Below are 18,852 nucleotides of genomic sequence, written 5' to 3'. Positions count from 1 at the left end.
CAGCATGAACCAATTCAACCCAACGCACATCGTTGCAGCGCTCGTGCTTTTGTTCGCACCTGTGATTGGAGCAAGTGCACAGACACGGACACTGCCTGACGGATCTTCCCTCAAGCTGACGGATCACAGCGCGCGTTCCGAAACCCCCAAAGCCGTGCCATCGTTCGGAAAGCGCCCAAGTTATTGCGCCCCGGCTGCCCGACACTTCAACAAGCTTCCGACACTGAACTTTAGTGATGGTTACGCGTCTCCGAACGAGCCGGCGACGCAATACTCGATCCGGATTTCTCGTTCAGGGTACCCGGTCGGCCACGTCAGCAATGCGGCCCAGCAGGGCTTTTCGATCATGAACTATGCATCGCAGAGAGCGCATGCCTATGAAAGCGCGGCGTCAGCTTACTGGCGCTCTTTTGACCGTAGCGGACGCAGCGACACAACGCTTTCCAAAGAGTACGCGTACTGGATTATCGCCAGATACCTTCACAATCGCGAGGTGGCTTCCATTGGCTCATTTGCCGGTGGTCGCATGGGGCAGGTCATGAATCGCATGGGCAATATGTCATTCGTTGATCCGGAAGGCGTGCCGAGCCGCATAGACTCATCGCGCGATCTTGAGGCGTACCTGACCGCAGTACGGGATTTTGACTATCTTCGTCTAAGCCAGTGCACCGTCGCGATTCACGAGACGATCGACGACAAGCTGGATCACATGGGACTATTGTCCGAAACGATCGGCTATTTCGATCGACATGTGCCGCTCTCTGAAAGACTGAGCGGACTGTCCGCAGCGGAAAAATTGGCATTCTATGAAGCCGGCTCTGACAAGTGGCACTATTTCAAAGTGAAAATTGCCTCCGCTGAAGCTGCGCGCGAATTCATTGCGGGTGCGGCCAACCCGAATGAGGCTGGCCGAGCTTTGGACTTATACATATTGCAACTGGTATCGTATTATCGCGGAGAGGATCCGAACAACTATGACGCCTCGTGGGCAATCGATAACCTGCCTTCCGGCTTCAAGGGTGAATTCTTCTCAAATTCAGAGAGATTGTCTCAAGTCTATCCAGAGCTCGGTGCCGGGTTCAAACGTCCCCCGGACGGCGCAACGACACTCAAACTCAATCAATGCGTGAAAACAAGGTATCGCGGTGCAATTGACTATTTCATTGCAGAGGTTTCCCCGGACTTTCGCTCGCAGCTCGAAACGCAGGTTGCGGAATCGTCCCACCCGACTCCCTTGTGCAGGGAACGCGTGAAAAAACGTGGCGATAATGTTGGCTCACAAGACTGTCCTCTTCGGACTGATGCGTTGGCATATGCGGTAGTCGCATGTCTGACGGGCAAGCCATATGGAGAACCGGCCGAATTGTTTGAAGGGTTGCCAGACGTATATCGATAGCGATGCACAAAGGAGGGGTTTCAAAAAAACACGGGCAGGCTGTCGAACTTGCGGTGATCTGGAACCTCAGGGATCGAGAGGCATGGGCGATTCCGGCTTGAATTTTTGTTCTTCCTTTGTTCGATAACCTGTGTTAACCATTTTCCCGCTGAAGGGGAAACGGGATGGTTTGCCGCATCACGACATTTGCGTTCGAGGGAGTCGAGGCCCAGCCTGTCGACGTGCAGGTCCAGCTGACCGGCGGGCAGCCGAATTTCTACATTGTCGGCCTCGGCGACAAGGCGGTCACCGAAAGCCGCGAGCGCGTGCGCGCCGCCTTTGCCGCGCTGGGCCTGGCCATGCCGCCCAAGCGGGTGATCGTGAACCTGGCCCCCGCCGACCTGCCCAAGGAAGGCAGCCATTACGACCTCGCCATTGCCCTCTCCATCCTTGCCATCATGGGCGTCATCCCGCCGGACCTGCTGGAAGGCCATGCCGCCATCGGCGAACTCTCGCTCGACGGCCGGCTTGGCGAGACGCTCGGCGTCCTGCCGGCAGCGATGGCGGCCGAGGCGATGGACCTGAAGCTGATCTGCCCCGGCCCGTGCGGGGCAGAGGCCGCCTGGGCCGGCGGCAGCGTGCTCGCCGCGCCGAGCCTGATTGCCCTGATCAACCATTTTTCCGGCCGCGCCGTGATCGGAGCGCCGCCGCCCGGCATGCTGGCCGAACCGCCGACCGGCCTCGACCTGCGCGACGTCAAGGGCCAGGAAGGCGCCAAGCGCGTGCTGGAAATCGCCGCGGCGGGTGGGCACAATCTCCTGTTCTGCGGTCCGCCGGGCTCGGGCAAGTCGATGCTGGCCCAGCGCCTGCCGGGCCTGATGCCGCCGCTGTCGGCGCGCGAACTGCTGGAAGTCTCGCAGATCCAGTCGATCGCGGGCCTCCTGGAGCGCGGGCGCCTGTCGCGCACACGGCCCTTCCGCGCGCCGCACCATTCGGCCTCGATGGCCGCCCTTGTCGGCGGTGGCATCAAGGCCAAGCCCGGCGAGGTGTCGCTGGCCCATCACGGCGTGCTCTTCCTCGATGAACTGCCGGAATTTCCCGCCAATGTCCTCGACAGCCTGCGCCAGCCGCTGGAAGCCGGCGAGGCCGTCGTCGCCCGCGCCAACCGGCATGTGCGCTATCCCGCCCGGTTCCAGCTGGTCGCGGCGATGAACCCGTGCCGCTGCGGCGGCGGGCCGGGCGCGGCGGCGTGCACGCGCGGGCCACGCTGCGCGCAGGCCTACCAGTCACGCCTCTCCGGCCCCTTCCTCGACCGGATCGACCTCTATTACGACACCCCGCCGGTGACGGCGGTGGACCTTGCCCTGCCGCCGGCGCCCGAAGGCACCGCCGAGGTCAAGGCACGTGTCCTGCGCGCGCGGGACATCCAGACAGACCGGTTCGGCGAAACCGGCAGCGACACGCGCCGCCCGGTCAATGCCGACACCGCCTCCGGCGACCTCGAACGCTTTGCCACGCCTGACGGGCCGGGTGCCGCGCTGCTCGCCGACGCCGCCGCGCGGCTGCAACTCACCGCGCGCGGGTATCACCGTGTCCTGAAAGTTGCCCGCACCATTGCCGACCTCGACGGCGCCGGCACGGTGCGCCGCGTGCATGTCGCCGAGGCGCTGACCTATCGCCGGCGCGCCCCCGGACAGGCCGAAGGCGTCCAGGCAGGCGCGCTCGCCCGCTGAATCCGGCCGGGGCCATTAAACGAATGCTAAAGCCTTGTGCCTAGGCTTGGCCGCAATGACAGATGCATCCGATCCGCCGAAACTGAGTTCGACCCCGGAAGAGGCCTTCCTGGCAACGGCAAGCCATGAGATTCGTACACCTCTCAATGGCATTCTCGGCACCGTCTCGCTGCTGCTCGAGACCGATCTCCAGCCGTCCCAGCGCGAATATGCCGAAGTGATCAAGCAGAGCGGCGCCCGCCTGCTCGACCTGCTGAACAATGTGCTCGACTATGCCCGGCTCGATGCGTCCGCCGTCGAACTGGAAACCGAAAGCTTCTGCCCTGTCCGCCTCGGCCGCGAAGTGATCGAACTGCTCAGCCCCCGTGCGCATGCCAGCGGGCTCGACCTCGCCGTCCGCACCTCGCAATTGCCGATGCCGACCTTTGTCGGTGATGCTGGCCGGATCCGCCAGATCCTGTTCAACCTCGTCGGCAACGCCCTCAAGTTCACCGCGCATGGCGGCGTCCTGCTCGACATTTCGGCGTGCGATGACGGGCTCGAATTCCGCATCATCGACACCGGACCCGGCATTGCCCGGCCAGACCTCGCCCGCTTGTTCGAGGCCTTCCGCCAGGCCGGGGCAGGGGACGCCTACAAGGATGGCGGCGTCGGCCTCGGCCTCGCCATCGTCAAGCGCCTGACCGACATGCTGGGCGGCACGATCGACGTGCTCAGCGCGCCGGGCTGCGGCGCAGCCTTCTCGGTCTTCCTGCCGCTGCCACGCTCGGGCGCGAAGCCGACGCACGACGCGACATTCCTCGGCGGTCGGGTCGGCCTTGTCGGCCTGCCGCCGGCGACCTGCCTGTCGATTTGCGGCGCCCTGATCGATGCCGAGGCCGTGCCCGTCCTGATCGACCCGTCGCGCGGCGCCCTGCCGCCGGGCGTCGACGTGCTGCTGATCGGCGCGGACCTGCCGGAAGGCACTGTCCGGGCCTATGCGAAAATGGCGCCGGCGCTGGTTGTTTTCCGGCCCGAGGACCGCGGCGCGTTGCCCCGGTTCCGGATGCTCGGCTGTGTCGGCTGGCTGGTGCGCCCGCTGCGCGCATCATCGCTTGCCGAGCGCATTTTCCTCGTGCGGACCGGTGGCGAAGCGGAGGACGAGCCCGAAGCCCAGACCGGCGTCGGCCATGTCCTGATCGCGGATGACAATCCCGTAAACGCCCTGATCGCACGGCGTGCCTTGGAATCGGCCGGATTTGGCGTCACAGTCGCTTCGACCGGAAGCGAAGCACTGGAGGCCGCCCGCGCCATGAACCCCGCCCTTATCCTGATGGACCTGCGCATGCCCGTCATGGACGGGTTCGAGGCCATGCGCCGCCTGCGCCAGGAAGGCTCCACCGTTCCGATCATTGCCGTCTCGGCTGAAATGAATGGCGACATCGAGCGCCGCGCGATCAGTGCCGGCGCCAATGGCGTCGCCGCCAAGCCACTCGACGCCGAGGGCCTGCGCGCGCTGGCCCTGCACTGGACTGGCCGGGCAGCCAGATCGGCCGGCGCCGCATGAGCGACGCGCCGGCGCGAGCAGCACAGCCGCCTCGCGCCCTGCGGGCGCTGAAGGCGCTCGGCGACCGCCGCATGGCCGCGATGGCCCTGTTCGCATTTGCCGCCGGCATACCGATGGGCGTCACGCTTGGCCTGCTGAATGCCTGGCTGACCAAGCTTGGCATCACACCCTCGACCATTGGCACGCTGTCTTTGCTGACGCTTGGCTATTCGTTCAAATACCTCTGGGCGCCGGTGTTCCAGTCGGCCCATCCGGCCCCGATCACCGGGTTCCTTGGCGGGCGCCGCTCGTGGCTGCTGCTGTTCCAGGCCGTCATGGTCGTCCTGATCGTGATCTTCGCCTTCACCGATCCCGTCGCCAATATCGGCCTTGTCGCCTTCTTCGCCCTGATCATCGCCCTTGTCTCGCCGACGCATGACATCGTGCTCGACGCCTGGCGCATCGAGGTTGCCCGCTCTGACGAAGACAAGGACCTGATGTCCGCCCTCTACCAGTTCGGCTACAAGTCGGCAGGCTTCATCTCCGGCTTCATTGCCCTGCTGGTGGCTGCCCGTTTCGGCTGGACGGCAACCTTCCTGATGGTCGCCTTCTTCCTCGCCCTCTCAATGGTCGGCACCCTGATCGCACCGGAACCGGCAAGCTCCAAGACGCCCAATGCCGACCGCCTGTCCTTCATGCCGAGCCTGCCGCGCAAGATCGCCGCGCCGGCCGTCGGCATCGTCGCGATCAGCTGGCTGATCGGCTTCGCGATGATCCTGACCTTCGTGATGCAGTCGCTGCTGATGGAAACCGCGCCGTCCGGCGGCACGTTCGTGCGCACCGAGGGCCCGTGGATTGTCGTCCTCACCGTGCTCGTGCCCGCGGTCATATCCGCGTTCCTCGTCTTCCGCTTTGGCGCGCGGGCTGGCGAAACACCCGCCCGGATTGCCAACGAGACCCGCACCGAAGCCGTCATGCGCACATTGTTCCGCGCCATTTTCGATCCGCTGATGGAGCTGATCTCGCGCCTGAAATGGGGCGCGGTGCTTGTCCTGCTGCTGGCGCTGACCTACCGGTTCACCGATGCGGTCTGGGGCGCGTTCGCCTATCCCTTCTATCTCGGGCTCGAACATGGCGCGCTCGGCCATTCGCTTGACGACGTGGCCATTGCCTCGAAATTCTTCGGCGTCATTGCCACCATCCTCGGCTCGCTGCTCGGCGCGGTGATGATCGCCGTGGTCGGGCGCATGCCGGTGTTCTTTGTCGGCGGCATCGTCGCGGCCGTCACCAACCTGCTCTATGCCGACCTGGCCGCCGGCGCGACCGTGCTCGACAGTTTCCTGGCCTTCACCCATCTCGATGCCCCGCTGGGGACGCTGGCGGAATGGGCGGCGGCCCTGTCACCCGATGTCGTGGCCGCAGACCAGGGCCAGCGCATGGCGCGCCTGATGGTCACCATCTTTGCCGAAAACCTTGCCGGCGGTTTCGCGCTGGTCGCGATCACGGCCTACCTGACCTCGGTGGTCAATCCGCGCTTTGCGGCCGTGCAATATGCGCTGCTCGCCTCGCTCACCATGCTGATCGGGACGCTGGGGCGGCCCTGGCTCGGCGAGGTCATCGAGAGCCAGGGCTATTATACCGTCTTCATGGTCACGTTCTGGCTCGGCGGCATCGCCGTCGTCCTGTCGGTGCTTGAATGGATAAGGCAGGCGCGCGACACGTCGCACTCCACCAGCCTTGTCCTGGCCCAGGACGACTAGGCGGGCCTAGTCCGCCTGCACGCGGTCCACGTCATAGGCGGCGATCGTCGCAAGGTTCACGATATCGCCGACCGTGGCACCGAGCGACGCGATCTGCACCGGCTTTTCGAGGCCCAGCAGGATCGGTCCGATCACGGTCGCGCGGCTCATGGATTCGAGCAGCTTGGTAGCGATCGACGCCGAATGGATCGCCGGCATCACCAGCACATTGGCCGGCCCTGTCAGGCGCGAGAACGGGTAGAGCAGGCTGTGGTCCTGGTTGATCGCCACGTCGGCATTCATGTCGCCTTCGTATTCGAAGTCGATGTCGGCCATCTGGTCGAGAATGCTGACGGCCTCGCGCACCTTCTCGCCGCGTTCGCCCATCGGGTTGCCGAATGTCGAGTAGGACAGGAATGCCACGCGTGGGGGAAAGCCCATGGCGCGCACGGCGGCGGCCGCTTCGATGGCGATGTTCGCCAGGTCCTGGCCCTGCGGCAGTTCGGTCACGCTCGTATCGGCGATGAACACGGTCCGTCCGCGATTTATCACCATCGACATGCCGATCAGGGCCTTGCCCGGCTGGGTATCAAGAACCAGCCTGGCATCATTCAGCGCGACGTCGTAATTGCGGGTCACGCCCGTCACCATGCCGTCGGCATCGCCATTCTTCAGCATGCAGCAGCCGAAGATGTTGCGGTCCTGGTTGACCAGGCGCTGAACGTCGCGCTTCAGGTATCCGTCCCGCTGCAGGCGGGCATAGAGAAAGTCCGTATAGACCGGATTATTGTCGGAGAGCCGCGCATTGATGATCTCGAGCGAGCCGGCCGGCACACCCATCTGTTCCATCATCCGCTCGACCTGTGCCTCGCGGCCGATCAGGATCGGCTTGCCGAGGCCCTGGTTCTTGAATGCATAGGCGGCGCGCACGACGGCGGGCTCCTCGCCTTCAGCAAAGACGATACGGCTCTGCTGGACCTTGGCCCGGGCCTGCACGCCTTCCAGGAAGGCGGCGGACGGATCGGCGCGGCGTTTCAGCGATGCGCAATAGGCGGCCATGTCGGCGATCGGCTTGCGGGCGACGCCGGTATCCATTGCGGCCTGTGCCACGAACGGTGGAATGAAGCTGATCAGGCGCGGGTCGAACGGGCTCGGAATGATGTATTCCCGGCCAAAGCTCGGACGGGCACCATGATAGGCGGCGGCCACTTCGTCCGGCACGTCCTCGCGGGCCAGCTCTGCCAGCGCCTGCGCGCAGGCGACCTTCATTTCCTCGTTGATGCTGCGGGCCCGCACGTCGAGCGCGCCGCGGAAGATGTAGGGGAAGCCGAGCACATTGTTGACCTGGTTGGGATAGTCCGACCGGCCCGTTGCGATGATCGCGTCGTCGCGGACAGACTTGATGTCTTCCGGCGTGATCTCCGGGTCGGGGTTTGCCATCGCGAAGATGATCGGGTTCTTGGCCATCGACTTGACCATTGATTTCGTCACGGCGCCCTTGGCCGACAGGCCGAGCAGGCAGTCGACGCCGACCATGGCTTCCGCCAGCGTGCGCTTGGATGTCTTGATCGCAAAGGCGGACTTGAACTGGTCCATCCGCTCGGTGCGGCCCTGGTAGACGACGCCGGTGGAGTCGCACATGATGATGTTCTCGGCCTTGACGCCGAGATGCCGGATCAGGCCGGCGCATGACAGGCCTGCTGCGCCGGCGCCGGAGACGGCCACGGTCAGGTCCTTCAGTTCGCGCCCGGTAATCAGGCAGGCATTGATGATGCCGGCAGCGGCGATGATCGCTGTGCCGTGCTGGTCATCGTGGAAGACCGGGATATCGAGTTCCTCGCGCAGGCGGCTCTCGATGATGAAACAGTCCGGCGACCCGATATCCTCGAGGTTTATCCCGCCCCATGTGTCGCCGATATTGCGCACCGTGCGAATGAAGTCCTCGACGTCCGTGGTGTTGACCTCGATGTCGACGCTGTCGAGGTCGGCGAAGCGCTTGAACAGGACGCACTTGCCTTCCATCACCGGCTTGGACGCCATCGGCCCGAGATTCCCCAGCCCGAGAATCGCCGTGCCGTTCGTGATCACGGCCACCAGGTTGCTTTTCGACGTGTAGTCATACGCCTTGTCCGGATCCTCTGCGATCGCCAGGACCGGGACCGCGACGCCGGGGCTGTAGGCCAGCGAAAGATCGCGCTGCGTGCCCATCGGCTTCGTCGGAGTCATGGAGATCTTGCCCGGTGTGGGCTGGGAATGGAAATCGAGTGCTTCCTGGTCGGTGAAGCTTGGGCGCTTGGCTGTCATGGGGAAAAGTTGGTCCGATGCTAACAATTGGGTTCGTTGCTAGCGATTGACCCTATGCCTCGCCGGGAGGTGTGCCAACCGCAAATATGGACCATGTCGTCGCGCTTTCAGGCAATTTAATGACGCCAGCAGTGCGAACGCTTTGCGAATCTCTCGGGCAGAGGCTAGCGTCCGCCACCATGGCCGACACCGCGACTCCCTCGAAGAAGAAGGCCACCAAGGGCAGTGAACCCACGCCCTTCATGGTGCAGTATCTCGGTATCAAGGCGCGCCATCCCGAGGCGCTCCTGTTCTTCCGCATGGGTGATTTCTACGAGCTCTTCTTCGAGGATGCCGTCGCGGCGGCGCGCATTCTCGACATCACGCTGACGGCCCGGGGCGAACATGACGGCAAGCCGATTCCGATGGCGGGCGTGCCCTATCATGCTGCCGAGGGCTATCTCGCCCGGCTGATCAAGTCCGGTGCCCGCGTCGCCGTCTGCGAACAGACGGAAAGTCCAGCGGAGGCGAAAAAGCGCGGCTCGAAGTCAATCGTCAATCGCGACATTGTCCGCATTGTCACACCCGGCACCCTGACCGAGGATTCGCTGCTGCCGGCGCGGCAGGGACAGGCGCTGGCCGCCATCGCCCTCGCCAGGGGCGGCGCCGATGCCGCGATCGCGGTTTGCGACGTCTCGACCGGGCGCTTCGACGTGACCGCGGTGGCACCCGCCGCGCTTGGCGATGCGCTGCTCGGATGGCCGCTCAGCGAACTGCTCGTCAGCGCCGCAGATCGCGACCATGCGGCCATCGCGCCGGTGCTCGCCGCGTCCAGCGCGCCGGTCACCGACCGTCCGGCGCGGGCGGCGTCGCCCAAGGCGGGGGAGGGGCTGCTGAAACAGGCGTTCGGCGTCGCCGCCCTCGATGCGTTCGGCGATTTCAGCCGCGCCGAACTCTCGGCCATCGGCCTGTTGCTGGATTATGTGCAGCTGACACAGGCCGGCGCCGATATCCGCCTCGACCCGCCCTCGCGCCCGCCGCCGGGCGGGCACCTGTCGATCGACCCGGCGACCCGGGCGAGCCTCGAGATCGACCGTGCCATGAATGGCAGTCGGGAAGGCTCCCTGCTCGGTGCCATCGACCGGACACTGACCGCGCCGGGTGCCCGGCTGCTCGCCTCGCGCCTGTCGCGCCCCTCGCTGGACCGCGACGAGATAGAGGCCCGGCTGGAAGCCGTTGCCTGGCTGGTCTCGGCGAGCGACAGCCTTGATGCCCTGCGCACCCGCCTGAAGTCTGCGCCTGACCTCGAGCGCGCGCGCACCCGCCTCCGGCTCGGCCGTGGCGGTCCGCGAGACCTCCTTGCCATCAGCCGTGCCCTGCAGGCGGGCGATGAAGCGGCCGGCGAACTGGCGCGCGCCGAAGGCGGCCTGCCACCGCGTCTTGCCACCGCAGCCGAGACCCTTTCGCTTGCGGCGTCTCCCGCCCTTGCCACGCTCGCGGCAGACCTTGCCCGCGCCCTTACCGACGCCCCGCCAATGCTGGCCCGCGACGGTGGGTTCATTGCGCCCGGCTGGGACAGCGCCCTCGACGAGGCCCGCAGCCTGCGCGATGACAGCCGCCGCATCATCGCCGAATTGCAGGCCCGCTACGCTGCGGAGACCGGCATTTCCGCCCTCAAGATCAAATTCAACAATGTCCTCGGCTATTTCATCGACGTGCCCGCCCGGCACGGCGATGCCCTGATGGCGCCGCCCCTGTCGGAGACCTTCATCCACCGCCAGACCCTGGCCGGGAATGTCCGCTTCTCGACCCGCGACCTTGCCGACCTTGCCGGGCGCATCTCCCGCGCAGAGGAAGAGGCCAAGGCCCGTGAGATCGCCCTGTTTGATGGGTTTTGCGCGCGCGTATCCGATCTCAATACCGGCCTCACCGCATCAGCGCAGGCGATCGCGGAACTTGATGTTGCCGGTGGCAATGCCGCGTGGGCAATCGAGATCGACGCCGTGCGCCCGGCCCTGGCCGATGCGCCCGTGTTCGAGGCGACGGCGCTGCGCCACCCCGTCGTCGAGGCGGCCCTCAAGCGCGAGGGGCAGGGCTTTACCGCCAATGACCTCAGCCTCGATGCCGATGGCGAGGCGGGTCCGCGCCTGCTGCTCGTGACCGGGCCGAACATGGCGGGCAAGTCGACCTACCTCCGGCAGGCCGCGCTCGCGGTGATCCTCGCACAGTCCGGGTGTTTCGTGCCGGCCCGTGCCCTGACTCTGGGCCTCGCCGACCGGGTGTTCTCGCGCGTTGGTGCGTCGGACGACCTCGCCAGGGGCCGCTCCACCTTCATGGTCGAAATGGTCGAGACAGCCGCCATCCTGACCCAGGCGACGGATCGCAGTTTCGTCATCCTCGACGAAGTCGGCCGCGGGACATCGACCTATGACGGGCTTGCCATTGCCTGGGCCGCGGTCGAGCACCTGCACGGCCAGAACGGCTGCCGGGCCCTGTTCGCGACCCATTACCACGAACTCACCCGCCTCGCCGACGACCTGCCGCACGCCGCCAACGCGTCCCTGCGGGCCCGTGAATGGAAGCACGACCTTGTCTTCCTGCACGAAGTCCAGCCCGGCCCGGCCGACCGCTCCTACGGGGTCCAGGTGGCCCGCCTGGCCGGCCTGCCGAAACGGGCCGTCGCGCGCGCCACGCAGATCCTCAAACGCCTCGAGGCCGATCCGGCATCAGCCGACAGCCTGCCGCTGTTTGCGGCCATGACCGAGCCGCCAGCGCCGGAAGATACCCCTGCCGCACCCTCAGCGCCCTCCGCCCTCCTCGAGATGATCGCCGACACCGATCCTGATGCCCTCACCCCGCGAGAAGCCCTCGACTTCATTTACAGGTTGAAGTCGGAGTCGAAAAAAAACCTGGATTCCGGTGATTAGCATTGGACGACCCGGCGAGCGTAACATTATGGTAATGCTCATAGAGCGATCACTGAACCTATCGCAGTTACAACAGGGGCGAGGAATCCCGACGACAGGCCTATCCCCATAATCAGCGCTTGAGCTGGAGGAATAGAATGGCTGGAAAGACGATGAAGCAAGGCGGGGCTGCTGTCAGCAGTCTCCAACTTCAGCTCGAAATTGAAAATGGCCGAAAGACGATCAATCGCCTCGCGGCAATCATCAGGATGGTTGGAGATACCGGCGTGTCCGACGCCGACACGGCTGCAGAACTCGATGCACATCTCGGCGCGGCATACGCTGCGGCGAGCAGGTGGCTTCTGGAATCGCGTATCGAGGCCAGGCGCCTCAGCGCTCGCCGGTTTGTCTAGGCAGGGGCGTTGCCCTTCTAGTTGCCGTCGGTTTCAAGTGCGTTGAGCAACCGGACAGCCACAGCCAGGTCATCCGGGTCGGTGATCTGGTCGAGCAGCTTCTTGGCATCCCGGCGCAGGTCCTTGATCCGCAGGCGCGTTGCCGAGGCTTCGGACCGGCGGCCAATCGGCTCGAACGGCTCGTAGAAGAAGCTGATCGGCTTTTTCAGCGCAATCGCAACCTCACGCAGGCGGCCCGCCGACATGCGGCTGTGGCCAGCTTCATATTTTTGGATCTGTTGGAACGTGACTCCCAGCATTTGTGCCAGTCCGTCTTGCGTCAGGCTGGCCTCGCGGCGTCCCTGACGGAGTTGCTGGCCAACATAGCGGTCCGCGTCTGTCGGCTTTCGGGCATCGTGGCCGGAATTTGATTCTGTCTTCAACATGATTGGGTCTATTACGCTGTGATTTGCCAGCCAGACAAGGGTTTAACCGCAGGTCGGCATCACGATTGGCCATCATTTGCAGTCGGCAGGGGGGTCATCGCGCCGCCAAGCGACAGATAGAGGGCAATGCGCGATTCAATCTCCGACCGGCGCAGCGATAGCAGGGTCCGGTCGGCCTGGAAGCTGCGCTGCCGGAAAGTCAGGACGTCGAGCAGGTCGATGGCGCCTTCCTTGTACTGGATCTCGGCCAGCTGCAGTGTTTCGCGGGCATTGGCCGAGGCCGTCTCGACATAGGTTGCACGGCGGCGCAGCGTTTCGACATCGTCCAGCCGGCCTTCGACATCGGCATAGGCATCGAGAACCGCACTGCCATAATTGGCCAGCGCTAAGCGCCCGCCCGCTTCAGCAGCCTCGATCCGTGCGGCGGTCAGCCCGCCATCGAACAGCGTGTCGGCCAGCCGTGCGCCAAGCGACAGGGCAAGCGCGGCGGGGTCGACAAGGTCGCCCAGGCTGTCAGTCGCACTCGACACGCCGCCTGACAGCGACAGGCTCGGCCAGCGCCCGGCCCGAACGACGCGCGTGCTGGCAAATGCAGACCGCACACTGGCTTCTGCCGACAGGACATCCGGGCGGCGCCGCAGAAGGTCTGCCGGCTGGCCCGCGATCACGACATCCGCCACCACCGGCAAGGCGTCCGGCACGGTCATGCTGCCATCCGGATAGCGTCCGAGCAGCACCTGCAGTGCCCGCACGGCGCTGCGTTGCGCGGCGAGCGAGGTTTCCAGCGAATCCCTGGCGCTGGCGACATCGGATTCGGCAAGCACCTGGTCGCCGCGGTCGGCTGCGCCCAGTTCATACCGGATATTGACGATCCGCTGGGTTTCCACCTGCGCGGCGAGGGTCGCGCGTGTCAGCTCCACCTGGCGGCCGGCGTCGATCGCCACGACATAGGCGCGCGCCACAGCGGCCGCGAGCGCTTCGCGGCTCGCCCGGTAGAAGGTCTCGGCCGCCTGCAGGTCGTATTCAGAGGCGGCAATGCCTGACCGGATGGCACCCCAGAGATCAGCTTCCCAGCTCGCGTCGAGGCCCAGCGTATAGCGTTCGCCGAGATCGAAATCCTCGAACGGGGATGATGCCGACGCACCGGCGCTGGCGTTGACAAAGGGCAGCAGGTTCGACCGGGACTGGCGCAGGAAGGCTTCGGCCCGCCTGACGCTTTCCTCGGTCGCCCGGAGGTTCGGATTGGCGCTCAGCGCCTGGCTCATCAGGTCCAGCAGGACCGGGTCTGAAATGATGCTCGACCAGTCGGCGGCAATCTCTCCGTCCGCGCCTGCGCCGAACGCCCAGTCGGCTGGCGCGCCGAGCCCGGCGACTTCCGCGCTCAGCGCCGGCTGCGGCCTGTCTGCGGTTCCGGTGCTCGAGCAGCCGGACAGGGCAGCCAGCAGGACCAGCGCAAGGGAATATCTATTCATGACGAAGTGCCTCGATGGGGTTGAGCCGGGCCGCCTGACGGGCCGGGAAGAATCCGAAGAACAGGCCAATCACGGCCGATGCGCCTATCGCGATGATGGCGATGCGCGGCGAAATCTCAACCGGAAACTCGCCGAGCCTGGCCGCGAGGTTGGCCGCGCCGACGCCGAGAGCCGATCCGATCACCCCGCCGAGCAGGCAGAGTGCCAGCGCTTCGGCAAGGAACTGGCCGAGAATGTCGATGCCGCGCGCGCCGACCGCCATCCGCAATCCGATCTCGCGGGTCCGCTCGGTCACCGAGACCAGCATGATGTTCATCACGCCGACACCGCCGACGATCAGTGACACGGCGGCCGTGAACGCCAGCAGCACGCCGAATGTCGCCTGTGTGCTCGAGCGCGCGCGGATGAAGTCGGCAATGTTGAAGACGCGGAAATCGTCGGTATCGCCAGGCTGGATGCGCCGGATTTCGCGCAGGCGGTCTTCCAGCTGTTCCTGCGCCCGCGTCATGTCATAACCGGCAGCAATGCCGACCTCCATGCCGGTCACGTATTTGGCCACGGTCGGGTTGCCGCCGGTGATCCGGTTGCGGGCCGTGTTGATGGGAACGATGATGACGTCATCCCGGTCGCCGCCGGGCCCGGCGGAGGCACCGCGCGATTCCAGCACGCCGATGATTTCCAGCGGCACATTGTTCGCCCGGATCGTCTGGCCGACCGGGTTCGTGCCCTCGAACAGGCTGTCGGCCACGGTCTTTCCGATGATCGCCACGGCGGCCCCGGCATTCACTTCGCGCTCGTCGAAGAACCGCCCTTCGCTCACGTTCAGCGACTGGGTGATGAAATAGTCGGTATTGGTGCCGTACAGGTTGGTCGACCAGTTATCCTGGCCCGAGATCACGGTGACAGAGCCTGAATTGCGCGCCGCGACGGCCGTGACGAAGGGTTCCTGCCGGATCAGGTCGACGTCGGCATCGGTGAACGGCTGGTCCGACGAGGCGCCGCCCGAGCGCGGGCCGCGCCGTGATGCGCCGGGATAGATGGTCAGGTTGCTCGCGCCGAGGTTGGCAATCTGCTCGTCCACCTGTTTGGCCGCCCCTTCGCTGATCGCCATCATCGCCATCACCGAAGCGACGCCGATCATGATGCCCAGCATCGTCAGGAAGCTGCGCAGGGGATTGGAGATGAGCGCCTCGATGGCGGACCGCAGGGCAACACCGATTTTCATGTGGAGCGCCTTTCATCTCGTTCGACCTGGCCATCCCGGAAATGGATCTGCCGCGTCGCATAGGCGGCGACTTCCGGTTCGTGAGTCACCAGGATGACGGTGATGCCCTCGGATGAAAGTCCTGTCAGCAAGTCCATGATTTCCTCGGATGTCTTCGTATCGAGTGCGCCGGTCGGCTCGTCGGCCAACAGGATCGACGGGCGCCCCGCCAGGGCCCGGGCAATCGCCACGCGCTGTTGCTGGCCGCCCGACAACTGCATCGGGCGGTGATCCATCCGGTCGCCCAGGCCGACCATTTCGAGACACTCGCGGGCACGCGCCGTCGCGTCTGCAATCGGCTTGCGCGAATACAGCAGGGGCAGTTTCACATTGGTGAGTGCACTGGCGCGGTGCAGCAGGTTGAACTGCTGGAAGACGAAGCCGATGGTCTCGTTGCGCAGGTCGGCCAGTTCGTCCCGGGTCAGTTTCGACAGGGGCCGGCCCCTGATCGTCAGCTCACCGCTGGTCGGCACGTCCAGCGCGCCGATCAGGTTCATCAGGGTCGACTTGCCCGATCCCGATGGGCCCATGATGGCGGTCATCTCGCCTTCGATGAAATCGAGATCGACGCCGCGCAGGGCGAAGACGTCCTGCGTGCCCATGCGGTAGACCTTGGTCAGGTCACGGCAGGTAATGATGGGAGCCGCTGCGGCAGGCATGCTCAGTTGTCCGCCGCTGCGACCGTCAGCCGGGTAACGAAAGCGTCGCCCTCTTCGGCACCGCGAAGGATCTCGACATTCTGTCCGTCGGACAGGCCGATCGAGACGGATACCGTTTTCAGCGTGCCGTCACCGACGGGCTGGTAGAGGTCGACCCGCCGCTGCGCAGCGCGTTCATTGAGTGTCTTCTGGACGATGGCCAGCTCGTCACGGCTGAGATTGTCGCGCAACACCTTGTCGGTGCGCGACTGGATCTTCTCGCGCATGCCGGCCCGGTCGAACGTCGCGCCCGCGTCGCCCATGCTGGCGCGCACCTTCTCCATCTCGGCCTGCATTTCGGTCTGGATCTTTTCCTTGCGGGCCGCATCGATATCAAGCCCGGCCAGCATCATGTCAGCCTGGTTGCCGCCCGCGCCGCCGCGGCGGCCGCGCCGGTCCTGATTGTCTTCGTCGGCAACGTCAGACACCACCGTCACGCCGTCGCTGGGCGGGCGGAACCGGACTGCGGATTCAGCCAGGCGCAGCACGCCTTCGCGCTTCTCGGCGGTGATTTCCACGTTCGCCGTCATGCCCGGCAGCAGGCGGCCGGAGCGGTTCTCGGCGGCGATCACGACCGTATAGGTCACGACATTGGAAAGTGTTTCCGAGGCGAGGCGAACCTGCTCGACCGTGCCCTTGAATGTTTCGTTCGGATAGGCGTCGACCTTGAAGGTGGCCGGGTCGCCGGCATCTATCCCGCCAATGTCGGATTCCACCACGGCGGCATCGATGCGGATGTCGCCCAGGTCCTGGGCGATCTGGAACAGGATCGGCGCGGAGAAGGACGCGGCGACGGTCTGGCCGACATCGACGCTGCGTTCGATCACGACGCCGTCAATCGGCGAACGGATGATCGTGCGGTCGAGGTCGAGCTGCGCCGACTGGAGGGCTGCCTGGCGCTGGGTGAGCGTTGCCTGCGACGAGCGCAGCTGCGCGCGGGACACGTCGAGCGCGGCCTTTGCCACGGCCAGCGAGCGTTCGGCATCTTCCAGGGCGGACTTCGCGATGGCGTCCTGGTCGTACAGCGCCTTCACGCGATTATAGTCTTTCTCCGACTGGGCGAAGCTGGCCTCGGCAGATTTGATATTGGCCCGCTGCACATCGAGACTTGCCCGTGCGCTGGCAATGTCTGCCTGCGCCGAGGCGACACGGCTCTCGAATGTCTGCGGGTCGATCCGCGCAATGATGTCGCCTTCCTTGACCTGGGAATTGAAGTCGGCGTCCAGTTCGACGATCTGGCCGGACACCTGCGAGCCGACCTCGACCGTTGTCAGGGCGCGCACGGCGCCCGAGGCTGTCACCAGCCGGGCCACGTCACCGCGCTCGACCGTCGCCGTCTCGAGCGTGAAGTCGCCGGGCTTGGCCGTACCGGGGCCGCGCAGGAACACGGCCCAGAACACAACCAGCGCGACCAGGCCGCCAAGGCCGTAAACGATCTTCTTGTCTATTTTCGGGATCAAAATACTGTACTCGCTCTCGCATCAGGACCAAAGCCCAACCCGTTCAGCCAGCACAAGAGCAGGCAGGACGCGTCTGGCATCAATGTGGAGCATTGCGCCGCTCCTGCCAGATCAAACGTCCGTCACGCGAATTTCCGTCGGCCACAACTGAGTTTTCGCGCGAACGTCAGTCAGGACCGGTATATTTGGTGTAAACGCGCGCCTATTTCTTCGGCGTCAGCCGGATGACGTCGTCTTCCGGTTCAGCGGGGCTGGGCGTGGTTGTCGCCAGCAGGTCGGCCTCTTCATCAAGGTCGATATTGAGATTGACCGAGGGGTCCGATCCGAAATCCGCAGACCCGAATGCGCCGGACCCGATCAGGCGCTGGTCGTCGTTGACGCCGAGGTTCAGGTTGAAACTGCCGCTCGATTCTGCGGACTCGGCTGTCGGGCTGGGCAGGGACAGGTTGAACGTGCCGCCCGCGCCTTCGTCGGCCGAAACGGTCTGGAGTTCCGCCGCGTCCGGGTCGGCGGCCTGGGAACAGGCGGTGCCTGCGAAGACGAGTGAGGCGAGCGCGAAAGCAGTGATCGATTTCATGGTCATGGCCCTGATCTTGGCGCGGGTGTCAGCGCCCCGCAAGCTTCTCTTGCACACCGTCCCAGAAAATGGCTGCGGTATCAATGCCTGACAATTTCTTGAGCGCCTGGATACCTGTCGGCGATGTCACGTTCACTTCGGTCAGCCGCCCGCCGATCACGTCGATTCCGGTGAGCATGAGCCCGCGGCGTTTCAGCTCCGGGCCGATGGTCTCGCAGATACGCCTGTCGGCATCGCTGAGGTCTGATTTTTCCGCTGTCCCGCCGACGACGAGATTGGAGCGCACCTGGCCGGTCTGCGGGCGGCGGTTGATCGCGCCGACTGCTTCGCCATCGACCAGGATGATCCGCTTGTCGCCCTCGCTGACGGCCGGCAGGAAGGCCTGCACCATGACCGGTTCGCGCGAGCGCGTGAAGAACATTTCCAGCAGCGAATCGAGGTTTGAATCCGCCTGCTTCAGGCGGAACACGCCGGCCCCGCCATGCCCGTACAGCGGCTTGACGATGATGTCCTTGTGGGTCTCGCGGAAGGCAGCGATGTCGCGCGGGTCACGTGACACCAGCGTCGGCGGCATGATTTCGGGGAACAGCAGGGGGAATATCTTTTCCGGGCTGGAGCGCACGCCTTCCGGATCGTTCAGCACCAGCGTCTCGCCCGAGATGATCTCGAGCAGGTGGCAGGCGGTGATATAGGCCATGTCGAATGGCGGGTCCTGGCGCATCAGGACGACATCGACATCCTTTGCAAGGTCCAGTTTCACGGTCTTGCCGAACACGCCCGGCGTGCCGGCCACGCGCTGGACTTTCGCCTCGCGCGCCCAGGCGGTCACCCGTCCGGCCTCGAAAGACATGTCGGCCGGGCCGTAGACAAACAGCTCGGCACCGCGCGCCTGGGCCACTTCGGCCAGCGCGAAAGTCGTGTCTCCGTCAATCTTGACGTGTTCCAGCGGATCCATCTGGATCCCGATGCGCAAGGCCATGGC

General features: G+C 65.1%; 14 protein-coding genes. 6 read left to right on the top strand and 8 right to left on the bottom strand.

The window, feature by feature from the left end; translation table 11 throughout:
- The first annotated feature begins 4 nt into the window (after positions 1-4).
- The 4 genes from HJO_RS13775 to HJO_RS13760 all read left to right on the top strand — a co-directional run bounded on the left by HJO_RS13775 (position 5) and on the right by HJO_RS13760 (position 6,393).
- A complete protein-coding gene (locus HJO_RS13775; protein ID WP_156945669.1) occupies positions 5-1,396 on the top strand; it encodes a hypothetical protein in 1,392 nt (463 codons plus the stop codon).
- A 164-nt stretch (positions 1,397-1,560) separates the two neighbouring features.
- Positions 1,561-3,108, top strand: coding sequence for a YifB family Mg chelatase-like AAA ATPase (locus tag HJO_RS13770; protein WP_035617911.1), 1,548 nt, complete (start codon positions 1,561-1,563; stop codon positions 3,106-3,108).
- 55 nt (positions 3,109-3,163) lie between these two features.
- A complete protein-coding gene (locus tag HJO_RS13765; RefSeq protein WP_035617909.1) occupies positions 3,164-4,654 on the top strand; it encodes an ATP-binding protein in 1,491 nt (496 codons plus the stop codon).
- Positions 4,651-6,393, top strand: coding sequence for an MFS transporter (locus HJO_RS13760; protein ID WP_035617907.1), 1,743 nt, complete (start codon positions 4,651-4,653; stop codon positions 6,391-6,393). The genes HJO_RS13765 and HJO_RS13760 overlap by 4 nt, the downstream gene beginning before the upstream one ends.
- Positions 6,394-6,399: 6 nt before the next feature.
- On the opposite strand, the gene HJO_RS13755 is transcribed toward HJO_RS13760, so the two are convergent.
- Positions 6,400-8,676, bottom strand: coding sequence for an NADP-dependent malic enzyme (locus HJO_RS13755; RefSeq protein ID WP_035617905.1), 2,277 nt, complete (start codon positions 8,674-8,676; stop codon positions 6,400-6,402).
- 179 nt (positions 8,677-8,855) lie between these two features.
- Here HJO_RS13755 and mutS point away from each other — a divergent pair, with 179 nt between their 5' ends.
- Both mutS and HJO_RS13745 read left to right on the top strand, forming a co-directional pair.
- Complete coding sequence (gene mutS, locus HJO_RS13750; protein WP_035617904.1) at positions 8,856-11,582, top strand: DNA mismatch repair protein MutS; 2,727 nt, start codon at positions 8,856-8,858, stop codon at positions 11,580-11,582.
- Positions 11,583-11,719: 137 nt separating this feature from the next.
- Positions 11,720-11,974: a hypothetical protein gene (locus tag HJO_RS13745; protein ID WP_035617902.1), complete on the top strand. Its 255-nt coding sequence runs from the start codon at positions 11,720-11,722 to the stop codon at positions 11,972-11,974.
- A 17-nt stretch (positions 11,975-11,991) separates the two neighbouring features.
- Here HJO_RS13745 and HJO_RS13740 read toward each other — a convergent pair whose 3' ends face one another.
- From HJO_RS13740 to gshB, 7 genes are all read right to left on the bottom strand, one after another.
- Positions 11,992-12,399 carry a helix-turn-helix domain-containing protein gene (locus HJO_RS13740; RefSeq protein ID WP_051618625.1) on the bottom strand — a complete coding sequence of 136 codons (408 nt, stop codon included), beginning with the start codon at positions 12,397-12,399 and terminating at the stop codon, positions 11,992-11,994.
- 59 nt (positions 12,400-12,458) lie between these two features.
- Positions 12,459-13,871 (bottom strand): efflux transporter outer membrane subunit, encoded by a 1,413-nt coding sequence (locus tag HJO_RS13735; protein ID WP_035617900.1) that lies wholly within the window; start codon positions 13,869-13,871, stop codon positions 12,459-12,461.
- On the bottom strand, positions 13,864-15,096 hold the full coding sequence (locus HJO_RS13730; RefSeq protein ID WP_035617898.1) for an ABC transporter permease: 1,233 nt from the start codon (positions 15,094-15,096) through the stop codon (positions 13,864-13,866). The genes HJO_RS13735 and HJO_RS13730 overlap by 8 nt, the downstream gene beginning before the upstream one ends.
- Positions 15,093-15,794, bottom strand: a complete 702-nt coding sequence (locus HJO_RS13725; RefSeq protein ID WP_035617896.1) for an ABC transporter ATP-binding protein — start codon at positions 15,792-15,794, stop codon at positions 15,093-15,095. Before HJO_RS13725 ends, HJO_RS13730 begins: the two co-directional genes overlap by 4 nt.
- Before the next feature lie 2 nt (positions 15,795-15,796).
- Entirely contained in the window at positions 15,797-17,293 is a 1,497-nt protein-coding gene (locus HJO_RS13720; protein WP_051618624.1) for an efflux RND transporter periplasmic adaptor subunit, read from the bottom strand.
- Between the two features lie 202 nt (positions 17,294-17,495).
- The gene (locus tag HJO_RS13715) at positions 17,496-17,870 is read right to left on the bottom strand and encodes a hypothetical protein (RefSeq protein WP_162173834.1); all 375 of its coding nucleotides are present in this window, start codon (positions 17,868-17,870) and stop codon (positions 17,496-17,498) included.
- Positions 17,871-17,898: 28 nt separating this feature from the next.
- Positions 17,899-18,849, bottom strand: a complete 951-nt coding sequence (gshB, locus tag HJO_RS13710; RefSeq protein WP_035617891.1) for a glutathione synthase — start codon at positions 18,847-18,849, stop codon at positions 17,899-17,901.
- Positions 18,850-18,852 lie beyond the last annotated feature (3 nt).

This window comes from Hyphomonas johnsonii MHS-2 (genome assembly GCF_000685275.1).
Taxonomy (GTDB): domain Bacteria; phylum Pseudomonadota; class Alphaproteobacteria; order Caulobacterales; family Hyphomonadaceae; genus Hyphomonas; species Hyphomonas johnsonii.
This window is presented reverse-complemented; position numbering and strand designations above follow the sequence as displayed.

What these genes read in the sequence shown, in the direction of transcription:
- mutS (WP_035617904.1), top strand. Translation starts at nt 8,856, where the DNA reads ATGGCCGACACCGCGACTCCCTCGAAGAAGAAGGCCACCAAGGGCAGT.
- HJO_RS13740 (WP_051618625.1), bottom strand. Translation starts at nt 12,399, where the DNA reads ATGTTGAAGACAGAATCAAATTCCGGCCACGATGCCCGAAAGCCGACA.
- HJO_RS13770 (WP_035617911.1), top strand. Translation starts at nt 1,561, where the DNA reads ATGGTTTGCCGCATCACGACATTTGCGTTCGAGGGAGTCGAGGCCCAG.
- HJO_RS13760 (WP_035617907.1), top strand. Translation starts at nt 4,651, where the DNA reads ATGAGCGACGCGCCGGCGCGAGCAGCACAGCCGCCTCGCGCCCTGCGG.
- HJO_RS13765 (WP_035617909.1), top strand. Translation starts at nt 3,164, where the DNA reads ATGACAGATGCATCCGATCCGCCGAAACTGAGTTCGACCCCGGAAGAG.
- HJO_RS13735 (WP_035617900.1), bottom strand. Translation starts at nt 13,871, where the DNA reads ATGAATAGATATTCCCTTGCGCTGGTCCTGCTGGCTGCCCTGTCCGGC.
- gshB (WP_035617891.1), bottom strand. Translation starts at nt 18,849, where the DNA reads ATGGCCTTGCGCATCGGGATCCAGATGGATCCGCTGGAACACGTCAAG.
- HJO_RS13755 (WP_035617905.1), bottom strand. Translation starts at nt 8,676, where the DNA reads ATGACAGCCAAGCGCCCAAGCTTCACCGACCAGGAAGCACTCGATTTC.
- HJO_RS13745 (WP_035617902.1), top strand. Translation starts at nt 11,720, where the DNA reads ATGGCTGGAAAGACGATGAAGCAAGGCGGGGCTGCTGTCAGCAGTCTC.
- HJO_RS13715 (WP_162173834.1), bottom strand. Translation starts at nt 17,870, where the DNA reads ATGAAATCGATCACTGCTTTCGCGCTCGCCTCACTCGTCTTCGCAGGC.
- HJO_RS13730 (WP_035617898.1), bottom strand. Translation starts at nt 15,096, where the DNA reads ATGAAAATCGGTGTTGCCCTGCGGTCCGCCATCGAGGCGCTCATCTCC.
- HJO_RS13725 (WP_035617896.1), bottom strand. Translation starts at nt 15,794, where the DNA reads ATGCCTGCCGCAGCGGCTCCCATCATTACCTGCCGTGACCTGACCAAG.
- HJO_RS13775 (WP_156945669.1), top strand. Translation starts at nt 5, where the DNA reads ATGAACCAATTCAACCCAACGCACATCGTTGCAGCGCTCGTGCTTTTG.